General features: G+C 62.9%; 14 protein-coding genes and 1 tRNA gene. 5 read left to right on the plus strand and 10 right to left on the minus strand.

Annotated elements, in window-relative coordinates:
* Window positions 1-10: 10 nt before the first annotated feature.
* A complete protein-coding gene (locus ACPPVP_RS01465) occupies window positions 11-685 on the minus strand; it encodes an LON peptidase substrate-binding domain-containing protein (RefSeq protein ID WP_426530611.1) in 675 nt (224 codons plus the stop codon).
* 77 nt (window positions 686-762) lie between these two features.
* Complete coding sequence (gene trxA, locus ACPPVP_RS01470) at window positions 763-1686, minus strand: thioredoxin (RefSeq protein WP_426530613.1); 924 nt, start codon at window positions 1684-1686, stop codon at window positions 763-765.
* Between the two features lie 526 nt (window positions 1687-2212).
* Between trxA and ACPPVP_RS01475 the strand changes: the two genes are divergently transcribed.
* Window positions 2213-2287 (plus strand) — tRNA-Gly (locus ACPPVP_RS01475).
* Between the two features lie 85 nt (window positions 2288-2372).
* Here the strand turns inward: ACPPVP_RS01475 and ACPPVP_RS01480 are convergent.
* Window positions 2373-4994 (minus strand): DUF2235 domain-containing protein, encoded by a 2622-nt coding sequence (locus tag ACPPVP_RS01480; protein ID WP_426530615.1) that lies wholly within the window; start codon window positions 4992-4994, stop codon window positions 2373-2375.
* Window positions 4995-5418: 424 nt separating this feature from the next.
* Between ACPPVP_RS01480 and ACPPVP_RS01485 the strand changes: the two genes are divergently transcribed.
* Both ACPPVP_RS01485 and ACPPVP_RS01490 read left to right on the plus strand, forming a co-directional pair.
* Window positions 5419-6678, plus strand: coding sequence for a PQQ-dependent sugar dehydrogenase (locus ACPPVP_RS01485; RefSeq protein WP_426530617.1), 1260 nt, complete (start codon window positions 5419-5421; stop codon window positions 6676-6678).
* A 144-nt stretch (window positions 6679-6822) separates the two neighbouring features.
* Window positions 6823-7407, plus strand: a complete 585-nt coding sequence (locus ACPPVP_RS01490) for a c-type cytochrome (RefSeq protein ID WP_426530619.1) — start codon at window positions 6823-6825, stop codon at window positions 7405-7407.
* A 133-nt stretch (window positions 7408-7540) separates the two neighbouring features.
* Here the strand turns inward: ACPPVP_RS01490 and panE are convergent, their stop codons facing one another.
* From panE to ACPPVP_RS01510, 4 genes are all read right to left on the minus strand, one after another.
* A complete protein-coding gene (gene panE, locus ACPPVP_RS01495; protein ID WP_426530621.1) occupies window positions 7541-8461 on the minus strand; it encodes a 2-dehydropantoate 2-reductase in 921 nt (306 codons plus the stop codon).
* A gap of 154 nt (window positions 8462-8615) precedes the next feature.
* On the minus strand, window positions 8616-9221 hold the full coding sequence (locus ACPPVP_RS01500; protein ID WP_426530623.1) for a 2-hydroxychromene-2-carboxylate isomerase: 606 nt from the start codon (window positions 9219-9221) through the stop codon (window positions 8616-8618).
* A gap of 101 nt (window positions 9222-9322) precedes the next feature.
* Window positions 9323-10687 (minus strand): MATE family efflux transporter, encoded by a 1365-nt coding sequence (locus ACPPVP_RS01505; protein ID WP_426530625.1) that lies wholly within the window; start codon window positions 10685-10687, stop codon window positions 9323-9325.
* Between the two features lie 82 nt (window positions 10688-10769).
* Window positions 10770-11378, minus strand: a complete 609-nt coding sequence (locus tag ACPPVP_RS01510) for a DUF2239 family protein (protein ID WP_426530627.1) — start codon at window positions 11376-11378, stop codon at window positions 10770-10772.
* 150 nt (window positions 11379-11528) lie between these two features.
* Here ACPPVP_RS01510 and ACPPVP_RS01515 point away from each other — a divergent pair, with 150 nt between their 5' ends.
* On the plus strand, window positions 11529-12194 hold the full coding sequence (locus ACPPVP_RS01515) for a glutathione S-transferase family protein (protein WP_426530629.1): 666 nt from the start codon (window positions 11529-11531) through the stop codon (window positions 12192-12194).
* A 145-nt stretch (window positions 12195-12339) separates the two neighbouring features.
* Here ACPPVP_RS01515 and ACPPVP_RS01520 read toward each other — a convergent pair whose 3' ends face one another.
* The 3 genes from ACPPVP_RS01520 to ggt form a co-directional block, all read right to left on the minus strand.
* A complete protein-coding gene (locus tag ACPPVP_RS01520; RefSeq protein ID WP_426530631.1) occupies window positions 12340-13728 on the minus strand; it encodes a serine hydrolase domain-containing protein in 1389 nt (462 codons plus the stop codon).
* A gap of 34 nt (window positions 13729-13762) precedes the next feature.
* Window positions 13763-14659 carry an SDR family oxidoreductase gene (locus tag ACPPVP_RS01525; RefSeq protein WP_426530633.1) on the minus strand — a complete coding sequence of 299 codons (897 nt, stop codon included), beginning with the start codon at window positions 14657-14659 and terminating at the stop codon, window positions 13763-13765.
* Between the two features lie 74 nt (window positions 14660-14733).
* Window positions 14734-16476 carry a gamma-glutamyltransferase gene (ggt, locus tag ACPPVP_RS01530; RefSeq protein WP_426530635.1) on the minus strand — a complete coding sequence of 581 codons (1743 nt, stop codon included), beginning with the start codon at window positions 16474-16476 and terminating at the stop codon, window positions 14734-14736.
* A 127-nt stretch (window positions 16477-16603) separates the two neighbouring features.
* On the opposite strand from ggt, the gene ACPPVP_RS01535 reads away from it, so the two are divergent.
* Window positions 16604-17989 (plus strand): MFS transporter, encoded by a 1386-nt coding sequence (locus tag ACPPVP_RS01535; protein ID WP_426530637.1) that lies wholly within the window; start codon window positions 16604-16606, stop codon window positions 17987-17989.
* Window positions 17990-18027 lie beyond the last annotated feature (38 nt).

Here is an 18027-nt window from a genome sequence, read left to right on the forward strand (position 1 = left end):
ACGTGAAAGCCTACTGCAATCCCGTGTCGCCGCTGGTGCGCTTCTTGGCGAGGTCCATTTCAGTTACCGCGATCAGGATTTCGGCGCGGGTTTTCAGGTCGGGCGCTTCCAGCATCGCCTGCTTCTCCGCCGGGCCATAGGGCGACATCATGGCGAGCGCGTTGACCAGCGCCTCGTTCGGCGCGCTCTCGATACCTTCCCAATCCACCTTCAAATTGTTGGCTTCGAGAAAATCGGTCAGCACCTCGAGCAAGGCCGTGCGGTCGACGGCTTCCTCGCCCTTGCGCGCAACGAAATCGTCGGCATAGGGAAAGAAATCCGCCTTGCATTGCCGGTAGGCGGTCAGTGCCGAAATTTCCTCGACCACCTTGAAGCGCGCGACGCCGGTCAGTTCCAGGATGTAGCGCCCGTCGCCGGATTCGGCGAGCTGCGTGATGCGGCCGACGCAGCCGACCCGGAACAGCTCCGGCCTCGCCTCGTCCCTGGAGTGCGAAATATCCGGCTGGATCATCCCGATCAGCCGATGACCGTCGCGCAGCGCGTCGTCCACCATCGCCAGATAGCGCGGCTCGAAAATATTGAGCGGCATCTGGCCGCGCGGCAGCAACAGCGCGCCCGGCAATGGAAACACCGGAATGATTTGGGGAAGCTCGCCGGGTCCGCGGTATTCGGCATTGATCGGCATTTGCAGTCCCGGTCAGTTCGTTGGTTCGGTGCGTGTTCTCTTCACAAAACCATGCCCAGCTGTGGTGGAAGCGCGCCTCACGAGAATAGAATCGTCGATAGCCGCTTGCGTCCATCGACGGTCGCTTCATCCGCGCCGCCCCACGCTTCGAAGAACTGCACCAGTTGCTTGCGCGCGCCGTCGTCGTTCCACTTGCGATCGCGCTTGACGATTTCGAGCAGCTGGTTGGTCGCTTCAGCGCGGTTGCCCTGGGCGTTGAGCGCGGTCGCCAGGTCGAATCGCGCCTGATGGTCGAGCGGGTTGGCGGCGAGCTTCTGTTCCAGCTCGGCCACCGGACCGACAGCCTGGGCCTGCTCGGCGAGATCGATCGAGGCCTGCACCGCCTTGACGGTGGCGTCATTGCGCTTCGATTCCGGCACCATCGCGAGCGTCTGCTTCGCCTGCTCGATCGCGCCCGTCGTCACGTAGCATTTCGCCAGCCCGGCCAGGGCCGCGATATTGGTGGCATCGAAACCCAGTACCTCGGCATAGATCTGCGCTGCCGCGGCGGGGTCGCCCTCCGCCAGCACGGCCTCGGCCTCCTGCAGGATCTCCGCGATATTCGGCTCGCCCGGCGCCGTCATTCCCTTGGTGAGCTTGTCGATGAAGGCGTTGATCTGGCTCTCCGGCACCGCGCCCATGAATCCATCGGCGGGCTGGCCGCCCACGAACGCGATCACGGCCGGGATCGACTGAATGCCCATCTGGCCGGGGATGGCCGGATGCTCGTCGATATTCATCTTGACCAGCTTGACCTTGCCCTTTGCCGCGCGGACCGCCTTTTCGAGAACGGGCGTGAGCTGGCGGCAGGGGCCGCACCAGGGCGCCCAGAAGTCGATCAGCACCGGCTGGCGCTTCGATTCCTCGATGACGTCCTTCACGAAGGTCTGGGTGGTCGTCTCCTTGATCAGATCGGGTGCTGCCTGCGGCGCCGGGCCGCCGCCCTGCTCAACTATCGTCACGGTATCCTCGCCTGATGTCTTGAGAAGATGTCTTGGAATTAGAAGGTGTCTTGATCTTGGAAGATGGCTCGATCTTAGAAGATGTCCTGGAATTCGGGCCCGTTCTAGCACGGCTAGGAGCGAAGTTCCTCATCCGCTAGATGGCACCTTGGCCGCAAAATTCAATCGGCAGGCGCCTTCCGGTAGCGGAACCCGCCGGGAGCGCCGATGCCCCGTCGAGGCAAGCCAAGGGACCTTCGACTGCGATGGGCGTGGGACGAATTGACGCGAGACGTTTGGAGGCTCGCTCGAAAATAGCTCGAATCGCCCCCACGTTCAGGCCGGGTGGCGGGACCTTGGGTTCCCGGCTGGAGGCATAAGTGGCCAGCAAACCCCGTTTCGGCGTTGTTTCGGACCGATTCGCTCCCTTTTGTTAATGAAATCGGACGATCTGCGTGGCGCAGGATCGCATCCGGACTGTTGCATTCGCGGTCCGCATTTGTCATACGTCTGCCGTTGACGGCGCGCGTTCGCCGCCATCTCGGATGCGGGTGTAGCTCAGTGGTAGAGCACGACCTTGCCAAGGTCGGGGTCGAGGGTTCGAGCCCCTTCGCCCGCTCCAGATTTTCTCTCATGGCAAACTACCGGACCGATGACAGGCCGCCTTTTGGCGGCCTTGTCCGTTTTTGGGCCGAGGCGCACCAACATCATTTGTTCGGAATACGAAGGACCCGAATCCTTGCCGTTCCCGCATTCACGTCACGGAAAAGGCCCGGCCAGAAACCGCTCACCGGCTTGTTCAAATAGACGTAGAGCTCGCCGTCGACTGCCGGCTTGAACGTCTCTCGCAAATACTCGACCGTGCGAGGATCGTCGCGCGTGTCGATGAAATTTTCCGTATTGCCGGTGTCTCCGTAGCGGGTAATGACCCGTCCAAAAGGACGATCGAACGTGCGTTTGATCGGATATGCCGCACCCAAGGCCGCCATTTGCGCCAAAGCGACGGTTGAACCCCACCAGCCGGGCTCCTTGTGATGCCAGAACTCGCTCAGCGGCATTCCTCCCGGGCCCGAGGCTGCACCGAGAAATGACCATTCATCCTTCTTGCTGATCTCGAACGTATACGTCTGCGCGGCAAAAACCCTGACCTTGGTCGACGTGCAAACATTGCGGGTGTCGAATTCGGTCTTCACGGCACAGAGCTTCGTGCAGGTGTCGGGAAGTGTGCCGTCGGCCGCCCGGGTGCACAGCCCCACCTCGGCCGGCGTGCAAAGATCGAGCTTGCTCGCCTTGGGGTCCGGTTTGCAGAAATCGCCGAAACTGTCGCGGACGTTGAAAATATAGTGGCTCGCGAGCGCTACGCCGCCGTACAGAAACAGGACTGCAAAAAGCCCCGGCGCAATCTTGAGTTTGATATTGGCGATGGTTTGCTTGTATCCGACCTTCAGCCTGAACCAGGCGATGGTCGAGTCCTTGAGCAACATCGTGATCAGGATTGCGATGGCGAAGAACTGGAAATACGGACGGGTGATGCGGTCGATGAAGATCTGCAGGGCCCCCGGCGCCGCGGGGACCGGGTATCCGAACCAGCCCGGCAGCGGATAGAGCGCGATCAGGAACAGGCCAAAGCAGACGAGCTTCTGCAGGGCGCTGGTGCCGGCTGGTGGCTCGGCATGCCGTCCGTGGATATCGAACTTCGACAGGCTTATCCGCCACGCGCAGCGCATCTGGTCGGTGATCCGGCTCCGGAGGCTGGCGCTCAACCACAGCAACAGCGCGACAAGTCCGGCATGAAGCACAAACGAAAGCGGATCTCTCGCATACGCATTTATCCAGCGTGAGGAGATCGCTCCCGGCAAGGCCATGCCGACCATGCGGATGACGTCGGAAAGCGGCCTGAGCCGGCTGGTGTACTCGTCCGCGGCCGTAAGCTGAGATGCTACCGGATAGGCCAGCAGATAGATCGAGGCGATCACGGTCAGGAAATAGATGATACGTCGCCGCCAGATCGAACTTCCGACGACGTGTTCCTGCGTCTTTTCGCGACCGCGCGCGGCCTTGGATGTTTCGTACTCCAACCTGTCCGGTGAAACGATCTTCTCGTCATAGGTCAGGATTTCGTAGGCGGGCGGCAATCCGACCGGCGCATAGAGATGCGCGTCGACAGCGATCCGTGCGAACACGCTCTCGTGGATTTTAGGCGTTGCGATCTTCACGCAGTCGCGCTTGTCGTCCGAATATCGCGAGTCCGACAGCGCGGCTACGCTCCTTGGTCCGTAACGGTAGTAGCCGCTCAGCCCGTTTCGCGAATCATAAATCCGGCCGTCCTTGTCCTGGGTCGAGCAGACGCGTTTGAAGGCGTCGGGATCCGCGCCCGGAGCCTCCTTCAAGGTGAGGCCACGACGCTTTGCTTCGGACAAAATCCAGGTCAGCGACACGTGGGCGAGCGAGTCGTCCGGATATCCGCCGCCGACATTGGAATGCACACCGGCGAACCAGACTTGGGTGATCCGTTCCGAATCGGTGCCCCTGGTGCCGGTCGCGACGGTTTCCGGGCTCTCGTCCCACAGCAGCGGATGGAACGTCGTGCGCTCATCGTCGAGCGAAAGCGCATGGCAGGCCTTGCGAACCAGGGGGTTAAGCTGCCGGTCCGGCAACTCAAGCGGCCAGAGGTATCGGCTGACGCCCCGCATCATTTCGTCGACGGGCAGACCGTAGGCGGCCACCGTATCCCAGAGGCCCAGGAAGGCGATGTGATCGACCGGACGTTGGGTCTTGTCGTGCTTGGCGGAGACGAACAGATTGCGCAGCTTTCTAAACACCCATTCGATCTGAAACCGCGATTTGAAGCATTCCGCCCGGTGCGCGCGGTAGGCCGTGGCGACCTTTCGATCCAGTTCCTCCTCGCTGCGGTAACTCACCAGCCCCTGTTCGCAGATCAGGCCGTTCACGACGCGAATGGTGAAGGCACCCCGGCTGAACCCGAAGGCAAAGATGTCGTCGCCCCGGTAGGGGCCGTATTTCTCGTCGCGATTTTCGGCTTCGGCGGCGGCGGCTTCGAGCGCCTGATAATCGAGATGCGAACGATAATTGCGGCAGGCAAACTTGTAGATATCCAGCACGTTCCGCTTCAGGCCGAAGCCGAAGGCGCCACCCAGGATCGCGAAGGGCTTGAAGGACGAGGTGCCGACCCCGTCGTCATAGAATGCGATCTGTTGCGAGCTCGTCAGATCGAGCGACTCGAACGTCCGCCACACATTGGTGCGCCAGACCTTGCCGGCGGAATTGCCAGTGCCGTCCGAGAGCAGAATGATCCGCTTGTTTGCCATACGGGCGCTCGCTCAAGCGCGGTCGAGGCAGACCGGCATCTGGGAAGGGCATGTGAAAAATTTCTCATAGGCTTGGCCCCTCCGTTATGAAATGGGCCACAATTGCGTTGTTCGTTTGCCTACCGGCTAAGATGATGCGCGCGATCCGCTGATGTGGAACGCCGCCCACTCGTGCGCCTTGCGACAACTGGCCTGCGTTCGCCCGCCGCGAATATTGCGGTGCAGCGGTGCGCAACTGCGAACGCGGATCGATCGCTGCAGCTTGGCAATCCGTCTCACAATTTTACTTTGATCGGGCAGAGCGGCGCGGCGCGCGCTTCTCTCCCGCACCGGATGTGCTACCATTTTACGGTCTGTTTCTCTTCACCAGACGTTTTCAAAATAATAACAGGCGCAGCCGCCAGGCTGCATAGGGAGTGACGCGATGAAATCGGCTTTCAATCGATCCATTCTTGCGCTCGCAGCCGTCCTCGTTGTCGCGGGGGTCAGCCAGGCCAGCGCGCAGCAGAAGCCTCTGAAGAAATACGAGTCCGGCACCAAGGACTTCTGGACCAATCCGCCGCCGGACTGGTTCCTCGGCGACGAGACCGAGGCCCAGAAGGGCCAGGCGCCGCCATCCGGTCCGCCGACCGGCGCCTCGGACGCCGAACTCGCGGCGATGATGAAGAAGATCAAGCTGCCGGAGGGCTTCAATATCGAAGTCTACGCTTCCAACGTGTTGGAGGCGCGGCAGATGGCCTGGGGCGACAAGGGCACGCTGTTTGTCGGCTCCTTCAGCCTCGGCAACGTCTATGCGATTAAGGACAATGGCGGAAAGCGGGAGGTCAAGACGGTCCTCAAGGGCCTCACCATGCCGACCGGCCTCGCTTTCCAGGATGGCTCGCTTTACGTCGTCGCGATCAACAGGCTGATCAAATACGAAAACGCCGAAGCCAATATCGACAATCTCGGCGCCGGCAAGGTGGTGTATGACGACATGCCGACCTACGTCGCGCATGGCTGGAAATATATCGCCGTCGACAAGGATGGCTGGTTCTATCTGCCGTTCGGACCGCCCTTCAACATCGGCATCCCCCCGACCAGCGTCTCGCAGGTCCGCCGCGTTGATCCCAAGACCGGCAATGCCGAAATCTGGGCGCTCGGCGTCCGCAACAGCGTCGGCGGCGACGTCGACCCGCGTTCCGGGCGATACTGGTTCACGGAGAACGCGCGTGACTGGATCAGCGATGACATGCCGAGCGACAAGCTCAACATGATCTCGAAGATCGGCGAGCACTTCGGCTATCCCTATTGCCACCAGGGCGATCTGCCGGACCCGAAATTCGCGATGGGGCACAAGTGCGATGAATTCACCCCGCCGGTGGTCAAGCTCGGCGCCCACGTCGCACCGCTGGGGATGAAGTTCTATACCGGCGATCAATTCCCCGCCGAGTACAAGAACAACATCCTGATCGCCGAGCACGGTTCCTGGAACCGCGCCAAGTACCAGGGCGCTCGCATCAAGCGCGTGATCGTCGATGCCGACGGCAAGAACGCCAAGTCGGAGATCTTTGCCTCCGGCTGGCTCGAGGGTGACACCGGCTATCTCGGCCGCCCGAATGACATCATCCTCGCCAAGGATGGCTCGATCCTGGTGGCCGACGACTGGGCCGGCGCCATCTATCGCATCAGCTACAAGAAGTAGGACGTCAGCGGCTAGAGCGTTTTCGAGCGAAGTGGGTACCGGTTCGCGTGAAGAAAACGCGTCAAACAAAATCGGGGGCTGCGGTTATCCGGGAACGGGTGGCCGCAGCCCCTGTTGTTTGGGGTGTGGTGCAGAGGAGTTCACATGCGAAATGCACTGGTCGGGATCGTGCTGGCGGCGGCAATCGCCTGCGGTTCGTCTGTCCGCGCCGCCGATATCGCGGCCGGCAAGGAGAAGGCCGAGCTATGCGTCGGCTGCCACGGCGAGGGCGGCATTTCGCAGATGGAGAACATTCCCTCGCTCGCGGCCCAGCCCGATCTCTTCATCCAATGGCAGCTCGTGTTCTTTCGCGCCGGCACCCGCAAGAACGAGCAGATGCAGCCGATCGTCGAGCAGCTCAATAACGAGGATATCCGCAACCTCGGCGCCTATTACGCCTCGCTTGCGCCGCCAAAGGCGGCCAAGCCCGACGACAATCCGGACCTTTCAGCTAAGGGCGCGCAAGCGGCGGTCGGCCGGCGTTGCGCGGCATGCCACACAGATACCTATGCCGGAACCAAGGCGGTCGCCCGCATCGCCGGTCAGCGCGAGGAGTATCTCGTGAAGGCGCTGCAGGACTATAAGACCGGCGTGCGTGCCGGCGGCGCGATGGCGGCGATGGCGGATGTTGCGTTTCCGCTCAGCGAGGAAGAGATCGAGGCGCTCGCGCATTATCTCGCGCATTTGTAGGAGCTGGTCGTCCCTGCGAACGCAGGGACCCATACTCCGCGGCCCGTCTATTTTGGGCGGTGTGGCCAGCCTGCCTTTAACAATCAACATCGGTGGTTATGGGTCCCTGCGTTCGCAGGGACGACACCGGATCTCAGCCTCGCTGCTTCTCATACGCCTTGAGATGGATGTAGGCGATGCGCAGCTTCGGCACCGGGATCTTGGCGGCATCGGCGCGGGCAACGAGATCGCCAATCACATGGTCGGCCTCGACCGGCTGGCCCGCCTTGATGTCGCGGAACATCGAGGCGGTCATCGGCGAGCCCTCGGTCGTCAACAGGCCACTGGTGCGCTGGAAAAACGGGCCGGTCGGCGCGTGACCGGACGCCTTTGCAATCGCGCTGCATTCATCGAGCATACCGAGCAGGAAATCCTTGCCGCCGGCGACCGCCAGGATGTTGCCGACCGAGGTTCGCATTAGCGAGGTCGACGCCGCGAGCGAGGCGAGGAAAACCCACTTCTCCCACATGTCCTGCATGATGTGGTCGCTGGCTACTGCGCCGAACTTGCCGCTTTCGAACACCTTTGCAATGGCGTGGACGCGCTCCGACATCGAGCCGTCGCGTTCGCCGAAATTGAGCGACTGCATCGGCGCGAGCTGGACCACTTCGCGGGCTTCGTTGAGCGTCACCGCGATCGCGCAGAGGCCGCCGAGCACGCGGTCGGCGCCAAATTTTTCGTCCAGCACGTTGAGGTGCAGCATGCCGTTGAGCAGGGGGATGATTGCCGTTTTCGGCCCGACCGCGGGGGCAAAAGACTTGATCGCGTCTTGCAGGTCGAATGCCTTGCAGCTCAGCAGCACGACGTCGAATGTCTCGGCGAGCTTGTCGGCCTGCACCGTCGGCGGGCTCTTGAGCGTGACATCGCCGGCGGGACTCTTGATGACGAGGCCTGCGCTTGCGAGCTCGGAAGCGCGCTTGGGCCGGACCAGAAACGTTACGTCGTTTCCAGCCTGAAGCAGCCTGCCGCCGAAATAGCCGCCGATGGCGCCGGCACCGACCACGAGAATACGCATGGATCAACTTCCTTTATTGTTGGTTTTGGTGACAGCCGAATAGCAGGTTGTCGGATTCCGAGCCGAAAAATTCCCGGCCACCATTACCACCGACCGTCAGCTATTTGCCATTCACTATTCGCCTGCCTACCATGCCTCGCCGAACGGCTTGCGGCTACTTCCCCAAGACCATTTCCTCGACCTCGCGAAGCTGCTCCTTGCCGAAGAAGATTTCCTTGCCGACGAAGAACGTCGGCGAGCCGAACGCGCCGCGCTCGACCGCGTTTTGCGTATTCTCGATCAGTCTGGCCTTTACATCGGCGTCCTGCGAGCGCGCCAGCAGTTTTGCGGCATCGAGGCCGGACGAGGCCAGCGCCTTGGCCGCAACTTCAGGGTCATCCATTTTCTTCGGCTCGACCCACATGTGATGGAAGGCGGCATCGACATATTTCTCGAACACGCCTTCGAGCTGGGCGGCGACCGCCGCGCGCATCAGGTTCAGCGTGTTGACCGGGAAGAATGGATTCCAGACATAGGGCTTGACCCCAAAGCGCTTCAGGAAGCGCTCCGTTTCCAGCGCGTGGAATTCGCGCTTGTTCTTGATGCCGGCGAGCGTTTCGGCGGGCGATTTGTTGTTGGTCGCCTTGAAGATGCCGCCGAGCAGGACCGGTACATATTCGAACTTCACGTTCGCGCGCTTTTCGATCGCCGGAATCGCTTCGTGGCTGAGGAAGGCATTGGGGCTGCCGAAATCGAACAGGAATTGCGGATTTGAGCTCACGGCAGTCTCCCTGATATTTTGCCGCATTCTGGCGTAAGGCAGGCGGCGCGTCCACGGTATTATGACGATCGTAATATCGTGGCAATGCGCGGCTTGCCCCCTCACACCAGCCGCTGCATCGGCCGGCGACGCCAGACCAGCGTGTAATATCCGAGTTGCAGGACGAACATGGCGCAGAACACGATCGGGTAGGCGGCCCAGACCCCGGCCAGGCCGATGGTCCGGCTCAGGATCACGGCAGCGGGTATTTCGATCGCGACGATGGCTGATATCGACAGCAGCATGGGAGCCAGGGCTACGCCGCCCGCGCGCATCGCGCCCGAGAACACGGTCGCCATGCCGAATGGAACCGAGCTCCACAAGGTAATCATGAGCAGTCCTTTCGCGAGTTCGAGCACGGCTGTGTCGGTAATGAAGACGCCCAGCACGGCGCGCGGAAACAGATAGATCAACGCCACCAGACCGCCGGTCAGGACGAGATTGAGCAGCAGTCCGGTCCGGACGATGGCATCCAGCCGGCCGGCATGGCCGCCGCCGATCGCCTGCGCGCCAAGGATCGAAACCGAGATCGAAATCGATATCGCGGTGAATTGCGCATAGCCCATGATCTGGTTGACGGCGCCATAGGCTGCGGTGGCTTCAGAACCGAAGCCGTTGACGAGGCCGAGCAGCACCAGTTCGGCGATCGCCATCACCACCATCCCGACCGCGCTGGGGATTCCGATGCCCAGGATCTTGCCGAGCAGGGCACGGTCCAGCCGAAGCCTGCGCAGAAATTCGGCGTCCGGCGCCAGCGGGCTCTTCTTGTGGCGCGCATATAGACCGAGCACGCACAGCGTCAGCGCGTTGGCAACAGCCGACGCCCACGCCGGGCCCGTCACGCCGAGGGCTGGAAGTCCGAACCCGCCGCGGATGAGGAGTGGTGTCAGGACCAGGCCGATCGCGGTCGACAGGGCCAGCGCCAGCAGGGGCGTCAGCGTGTCGCCGACGCCCCGCAGCATCGCGGTCGTCAGCAGGAAGACGAAGCCGAGCGGCATCGTCAGCAGCATGACGCGCGCATAAACGCTGGCCTGGTCGAGGATATCGGGCGGCGTGGCCAGCGCGATCATCAATTGCCGGCTGAACAGGCCACCGAATAGCGCAATGGTGATGGCGAGGACCATGGCGACCGCCAGCGTCGCGCCAGCAACGTCCTTCACCATGTCATGTTCGCCCGCGCCCCAGGCCTGTCCGATCAGAACGGTCGCGCCGGTGCTCAGGCCCATGACGAAGGCGAACAGGAAGAACATCACGGGAAAGAACACCGAGACCGCCGCCAGCGCGTTGACGCCGATCATCTGGCCGAGCAGCGCGTTGCTCACGGTGCCGAACAGCGATTGCAGCGCGTTGCCCAGCATCAGGGGCGCGAGGAAGATGAGGAAGGTCTTCCAGAGAGAGGGGGTTTTCGACACGGCGGTTGTTCCCATTGGGGACGTGAAGGATCATTGCCGCGCACCGAAGCGGTGGCGGGTGAGAAGTTTTGGAAGTTCGGTGAGAGGGCGATCGCGCCTATGGTTCGGCGCGATCGCTGAAGGCGAGTTTGACGACGTGGTCGCGGATATCGTCGGGCCAGCCGGCGATGAGGCCGACGAATCGCCGACGGTCATCGGCGAACAACGCCCGTGAGGCTTCCTCGAAGCCGGCAAGGTTGCCGGCCATCACGGACATGAAACGATAAGCGGCATCCCTCGCCGCGCGGGCGCGATCCGCATCGCCATTGGCGCGACGCGCTTCTTCCACCAGCTTGCGCAGCGCTACCGATGCGCCGCCGGGCTGCGCGCCGAGCCATTCCCAGTGGCGTGGCAACAGCGTCACCTCGCGCGCGACAACGCCGAGCTTGGGCCGGCCGCGCCCACGCGGCTCCGCCGACGCCGTCTCTTCGGTATCGACATCCGGAGGCGGGGCGGGTTTCGGCAAGCGGGAGATGATTTCGCGCTCGGTGCCGCGAAGATCGAGATCGATCGGCTGGCCGGTCGCGTCGCTGAAAATGACGATCGGCGGCGCGGCGGGCCGGCGGGAAGCCTGCATGACCGCAATCGCGACCTCGGCGAGCGGGCCTGCCGCAAGGCGCTGCGGGCCCAGGAAGGCCGTGAAATGCGAGTGGGTCTTGTCAGCCATTGGAGGAAACTCTGGATTTTCGGTAGTCCATATTTACCCGGATAAATTTGAATGTCAATATCGCCCGGGTAAATATAGTGAAGCTCTTCAGGCCGTCTCGACTTTGCCCCGCCCGGCTGGCACGAACGGCGGCCAGTTGAAGGGGACGCCATGCTCACGGTTCATCATCTCAATAATTCCCGTTCCCAGCGCGTGCTGTGGCTGCTCGAAGAGCTTGGTGTGCCCTACGAGATCGTCCGCTATCAGCGCCAGCCGGACATGCGCGCGCCAAAGGAACTGCGCGCCATTCACCCGCTCGGCAAATCGCCCGTCATTACCGACAATGGCAACACCATCGCCGAGTCCGGCGCGATCTGCGAATACATCATCGGCACCTATGGCAATGGCCGCCTGATCCCGCCGCCGAACACGCCGGAGCGTCTGCGCTACACTTATTGGCTGCACTATGCCGAGGGATCGGCGATGTCGCCGCTGCTCTTGAAGCTGCTGTTCACGCTGATGCCGAAGCGCGCGCCGGCCTTGCTGCGGCCGCTGGTGCGCAAGGTCTCCAACACGGCGCTGACCACGCTGGTCAATCCGCAGCTCAAGCAGCACATGGATTACTGGGAGGGCGAGCTGGCAAAAAGCGAGTGGTTCGCCGGCAACGAATTTACCGGCGCCGACATCCAGATGAGTTTTCCGCTGGAAGCGGCGGCCGCGCGCGGCGGACTGGAGGTGGGTCATCCCAAGGCGATGGCGTTTCTCGAACGCATTCACGCCCGCCCGGCCTATGCACGCGCGCTGGAAAAGGGCGGGCCATATGTGGTGGGGCGGTAATCGACGAAGATTGCATGAGCCCGTCATACCCCGCGCAGGCGGGGTATCCAGTACGCCGCGGCTTATCGGTTCGATGCCGTGGCCTCTGGAATACTGGATCGTCCGCCTTCGCGGACGATGACAGGCCGTGAGAGCAATGACGCTCTCATGGCTGCACCGCCGCGATGACTTCCTTCACCAGCCGGCCTAGTCCCCGGATATCGCCGGTCGGATCGACGCTGTTGCCGAGGCGAACGACCACGAGCTTCTGCGACGGCATGATCACGATGCGCTGGCCGAGGTCGCCCGACGCAAAGAATGCATCGCGGGGAATGCCGAGCCGCACGCGCCCCTTGGCGTTGGGGTGCTCGCTGCGGTTGGTCCAGAAGCCCGCCGCGTAGTCGGTGTCGAGCGTCGCGGCCGCGCAAAAGTCGACCCAGTCCTCATGCAGGATGCGTTTTCCCCCGACCACGCCGTCATTGAGGTAGAGCAGGCCGAATTTCGCCCAGTCGCGCGCGCTTGCGAGCATGTAGGTCGAGCCTTGCAGCGTGCCCGCACCGTCGAATTCCAGCGTGACGTTACGCATGCCGAGCGGGTTGAACAATTCGCGCCACGCAAACGCCAGCGTCTGCTCCGGGCCGCCGACGGCATCGCGGACGATGCGCGCCAGGATCTGCGTGGTCGGGCTCGAATAATGCCATCGCGTGCCCAGCGGTGCGATCATCCTGGTATTCACGGCATAGGCCGCCGAATCATTCTGCAGGAACATGCGGCTGGATGGATCGAAGCCGGAATTGGTTTCGTCCAGATCGAGCCCCGTCGTCATGCGCATCAGATGCTCGACCTCGATCTCGCGCCGCGGATCGTCGGCGCCGCGCCATTCCGGTATCGGCGCCGGCATCGAGGGCGTGACGAGACCCTGTTGCGTAAGGATGCCGATCAGCGCGTTGACCACCGACTTGGTCATGGACAACCCGAGCAGCGGCGTATCGACGCCGATGCCGGTCGCATAGCGCTCAGCAATCACCTTGCCGTCATGCACCACGACCACCGCCTTGGTCCTGCGGAGCGGCGGTGCCGGCGGCTCCTCGAAGGCATGATCGAGCGCCGCCTTTAGCGCCGGATCGGATGGTTCGACGACGGCCGGACCGGCAATCTCGGGAAGCGACGGCGGCGTCTTCGCTTTCAGCGCTTCGACATCGCTCTTCAGGAGATAAGGCTCTTTCTGTCCATGCTGCTCAACGCATCCGAGCCCGTCGTGAAAGGCCGCCCGGCTACGAAACAGGCCGAGCATCGAGGCGTCCACGGTCCGTGCGTCACGGTCGATGTCGAAGCGGAGCGCACGGCGCATGCGGCGAATCCCGGCGCGCTCGGAAACTTCCGCGAACACGGCTTGCGGATCGAGGCCCGACACGAAGGTCTTCGAGCAGACGTTATGGGCAACGTAACCGGTGGCGACGCGGACTGCGTGATCGGGCCGGAAGTAGACGCTCGCTCCTGCCAGTGCGGCGACGCAGATTGCGGCAGCGACAACGACCCATTTTCGCAAGATCACATGCTCCGCAACGGAACCAATGACGGTAAGCCCTCTAACGCGACCCCTGCGCGGCGCCCACCGAGGGCAGCGCCTGCACAGTGACGCCGGGTGGCGGCACGTCGTCGTCGGGGACGAAGAAATCCGACATCAACGGCACCGAGCGATCGACACGGTAGGGCTCGAAATCCCTGACGCCGGAGGCGTACAGCACCTTGTCGTCGATGCAGAACTGCCCGGTGAATTCCCGCGCCGGTCGGGTCAGGATCGCGTGCGCGGCATCGCCCATGATCTCGGGTGTGCGGCTGGAGCGCATCATGGCGTCACCGCCGAGCAAATTGCCGACCGCGGCGGTGGCGATGGTGGTGCGCGGCCACAGCGCGTTGACGGCCACGCCTGCGGATTTCAGTTCGCCTGACAGCCCCAGCACGCACATGCTCATGCCGAACTTGGCCATCGTGTAGGCGGTCGAATGCTCGAACCATTTTTGCTTCATGTCGAGCGGCGGCGACAGCATCAGTATGTGCGGATTGGCCGCCTTCTTCAGATGCGGGATGCAATATTTGGACACCATGAAGGTGCCGCGGGTGTTGATGCCCATCATCAAGTCGAACCGCTTCATGTCGGTCGCTTGCGAATTGGTCAGGCTGATGGCGCTGGCATTGTTGACGCAGATATCGATGCCGCCGAATTCGGCGACGGTCTGCTCGATCGCCGCGATCACCTGCGCCTCGTCGCGGATGTCGCACAGCACCGGCAGCGCCTTGCCGCCGGCGGCGCGAATTTCCTCCGCCGCTGTGTAGATGGTGCCCTTGAGTTTCGGGTGCGGCTCCGCGGTCTTCGCCGCAATCGCGACATTGGCGCCGTCACGCGCGGCACGCAGTGCGATGGCCAGTCCGATGCCGCGGCTGGCGCCCGAGATGAACAGCGTCTTGCCTTTGAGAGATGTCATTGGGCTCGCTCCCGGTTTCAATTCAGGTCCTTGGCTGTGATTTATAGGGCAAATCACCGTCAGCCGTCATCGCTTCACTGCCCCACCGCCGCCGCACCCCTTGTGCGCGGATCGGGGGCGCCAAGCAGGCCGCCCGGCGTGACGGCGATCGAATTGACCGAGGTCTGGCCGAGCGGCTCGATCACCTTGTGACCCTTCGCCTTTAGCTCGGCCAACACCTCGTCGGAAAAGCCGCGTTCCACACGCACTTCATCGGGCATCCATTGGTGATGGACCCGCGGGGCCGCCACGGCGGCGGCGACATTCATGTTGTAGTCGAGCACGTCGACCACGACCTGCAGCACCGCCGATATGATGCGGCTGCCGCCCGGCGTTCCCGTAACCAGCACCGGCTTGCCGTCCTTCAGCACGATGGTCGGCGACATTGACGATAATGGCCGTTTTCCCGAGCCGGGCAGATTGGCTTCAAACCCGACCAGGCCAAAGGCGTTCGATGCGCCGGGCGCCGCGGTGAAGTCGTCGAGCTCGTTGTTGAGCAGCACGCCGGTACCCTCGGCGACCAGGCCGACGCCATAGGGAAAGTTCAGCGTGTAGGTGTTGCTGACCGCGTTGCCGCCGGAATCGACGACCGAAAAATGCGTGGTGTTGCTGCCTTCGCGCGGGCTCACTGCCAGGACATCGGCAGCCGGCGTTGCGCGCGCAAGGTCGATGGTTGCGCGTTGCCGCGCGGCGTATTCCTTGGTGATCAGGACATTGACCGGTGCGTTGACGAAGGCGGGATCGCCGAGATAGCGCGCGCGGTCGGCATAAGCGCGCTTCATGGCTTCGATCATGACGTGCAGCGAAGGTGCGGAGCCCTGCTTCATGTCGGCCATCGCAAATCCTTCGAGAATGTTCAGCGACTGCAACAGCACCGTGCCGCCGGAGGAGGGCAGCGGCATCGAGACAATGTCATAGCCGCGATAATTGCCGCGCACCGGGCTGCGGATGACAGCCTGATAGGATTTCAGATCGTCCACCGTCATGAGGCCGCCGCCGTCGCGGACGGCCTTTGCCAGCCGTTCGGCGACCGGCCCCTCATAAAACCCGCGCGGTCCCTGTTCGGCAATCGCGGACAGCGTTGCCGCAAGATCGGACTGGATCAGCCGCTCGCCCTCTTGCAGCGGCGTGCCGTCGCTGCGGGAGAACGCCTTGGCCGAATTCGGCCACCGTCCCATCCGTCGATACATGTCCGGCAGCGTGTCGGCCATGTCGTCGGCGACCACGAAGCCGTCGCGCGCCAGCTCGATGGCGGGTTTCAGGATTTGCGCGAGTGTGAAACGGCCCGAGCCATATTTTTCCAACGCCAGCGCCAATCCGGCCACCGTGCCGGGCACGCCGATACCAAGCGCCGAATTGCGCGACTTGTCGGTATCGGGTTTGCCGTCCGGTCCCAGAAAAATGTCGCGCGTGATCGCGGCCGGTCCAGTTTCGCGATAGTCGATGGCGGCATCTTCGTTGCGCGCGGCAGAATGAATTACCATGAAGCCGCCGCCGCCGATGTTTCCGGCGCGCGGATAGGTGACGGCAAGCGCAAAGCCGGTGGCGACCGCGGCATCGACCGCGTTGCCGCCTTGCTTGAGAATATCGGCGCCGACTTGCGCGGCGAGCCTTTCCTGCGCCACCACCAAGCCATGCTCCGCCGCGATGGCGCGAACGGTGGAGAGATCGGGCGGCGCATAAGCGCGTCGTTCCTGCGCAAAGGCTGTCGCTGCGCAGGCAAACGCAAGTACGAATGTGGCAGCTACCCGGCGCCACCGGATCGAAAAGACTGTCATCGAAAATCCGCCGCAGTTGGAGCCTGTGTGACGCTCGGCAAGAGCCCAGGCGTCGGTGACGCATGCTATATGGGTTTGGATTTAACGGGCAAAATGCCTCGCGGGACTTTTGAAGGAAATTCCTCACATGACGGTGATCGCTTCCAAAGCATCCGGCGCCGAAATGTCGCGAGAATATCCGCGCCGCGCCGCCGTCGTCAGCTGGATCTTCTTCGATTGGGCCGCGCAGCCCTATTTTACGTTGATCACCACGTTCGTATTCGCGCCCTATTTCGCGAGCTTCGTCGCGCCGGATCCGGCGCAGGGGCAGGCATTGTGGGGATTTGCCACCGCGGCCGCCGGCCTGATGATCGCGCTGCTGTCGCCGGTGCTGGGCGCGATTGCGGACGCGAGCGGCCGCCGCAAGCCGTGGATCGCCGGCTTCGGTTCGCTGCTGGTGATCGGCGCCTCGCTGATGTGGTTCGGAAAGCCGGGAGATCCGGGCGTCATCGGACCGCTGTTGCTCGCCTATGCGATCGCGAGCGTCGGCGTCGAATTCGCTACCGTCTTCAACAACGCGATGATGCCGACGCTGGTGCCGCCGGAAAAAATGGGACGGTTGTCCGGCACCGGCTGGGCCACCGGCTATATCGGCGGCATCCTCAGTCTCATCCTGGTGCTCGGCTTTCTGGCGGCCAACCCCGAAACCGGGCGTACGCTATTCGGCCTGGCGCCGCTGTTCGGTCTCGATCCGGTCAGCCATCAGGGTGACCGCATCACCGGCCCGCTGACGGGTATCTGGTTCGTCATTTTCGTGCTGCCGATGTTCCTATTCACACCTGATTATCCCGCAAGACGCCCGATCCGCGAAGCATTGCGCGAAGGATTGAGCGGGTTGAAGCGGACGCTCGGCGAATTGCCGAAGCAGAAATCGCTCGCGACATTCCTGCTTGCCAACATGATCTACACCGACGGGCTGGTGTCGCTGTTCGCGTTCGGGGGCATCTACGCCGCCGGCACGTTCGGCTGGCATACGATCCAGATCGGAAGTTTTGGAATTCTGCTGGCGATCGCCGGCACGTTTGGCGCGTGGCTCGGCGGCAAGCTCGACGACAGGCTGGGACCCAAGCGCGTCATTGCCGGCAGCTTGCTGATCCTTCTGTTCGCGCTGAGCGCAATTCTGCTGGTCGACAAGGACTCGATCCTGTTCGTGCAGGTCGCGCCGCCGGTGCCGGGCGGCCCGCTATTCTCGGGAGCGGCCGAGCGCGCCTATCTCGTGCTCGGATGTCTGATTGGCGCGGCCGGCGGTCCGCTACAGGCGGCGTCGCGCACGCTTCTGATACGCCTCGCACCGAAGGATCGCATCGCGCAGCATTTTGGATTGTTTGCGCTGACCGGAAAGGTGACGTCGTTCATCGGCCCGCTCCTGATCGGCGCGATCACGGCCGTCACCGCGAGCCAGAAAGCCGGCATGGCGCTGCTGGTGGTGTTCTTCGTCGCCGGCCTGGCGCTACTGACGCGGGTGAGGGAGTGACGGCGAGTCGCAGGGTGGGCAGAGCGCAGCGTGCCCAC

The organism is Bradyrhizobium sp. McL0615, assembly GCF_049993905.1.
Taxonomy (GTDB): Bacteria; Pseudomonadota; Alphaproteobacteria; order Rhizobiales; family Xanthobacteraceae; genus Bradyrhizobium.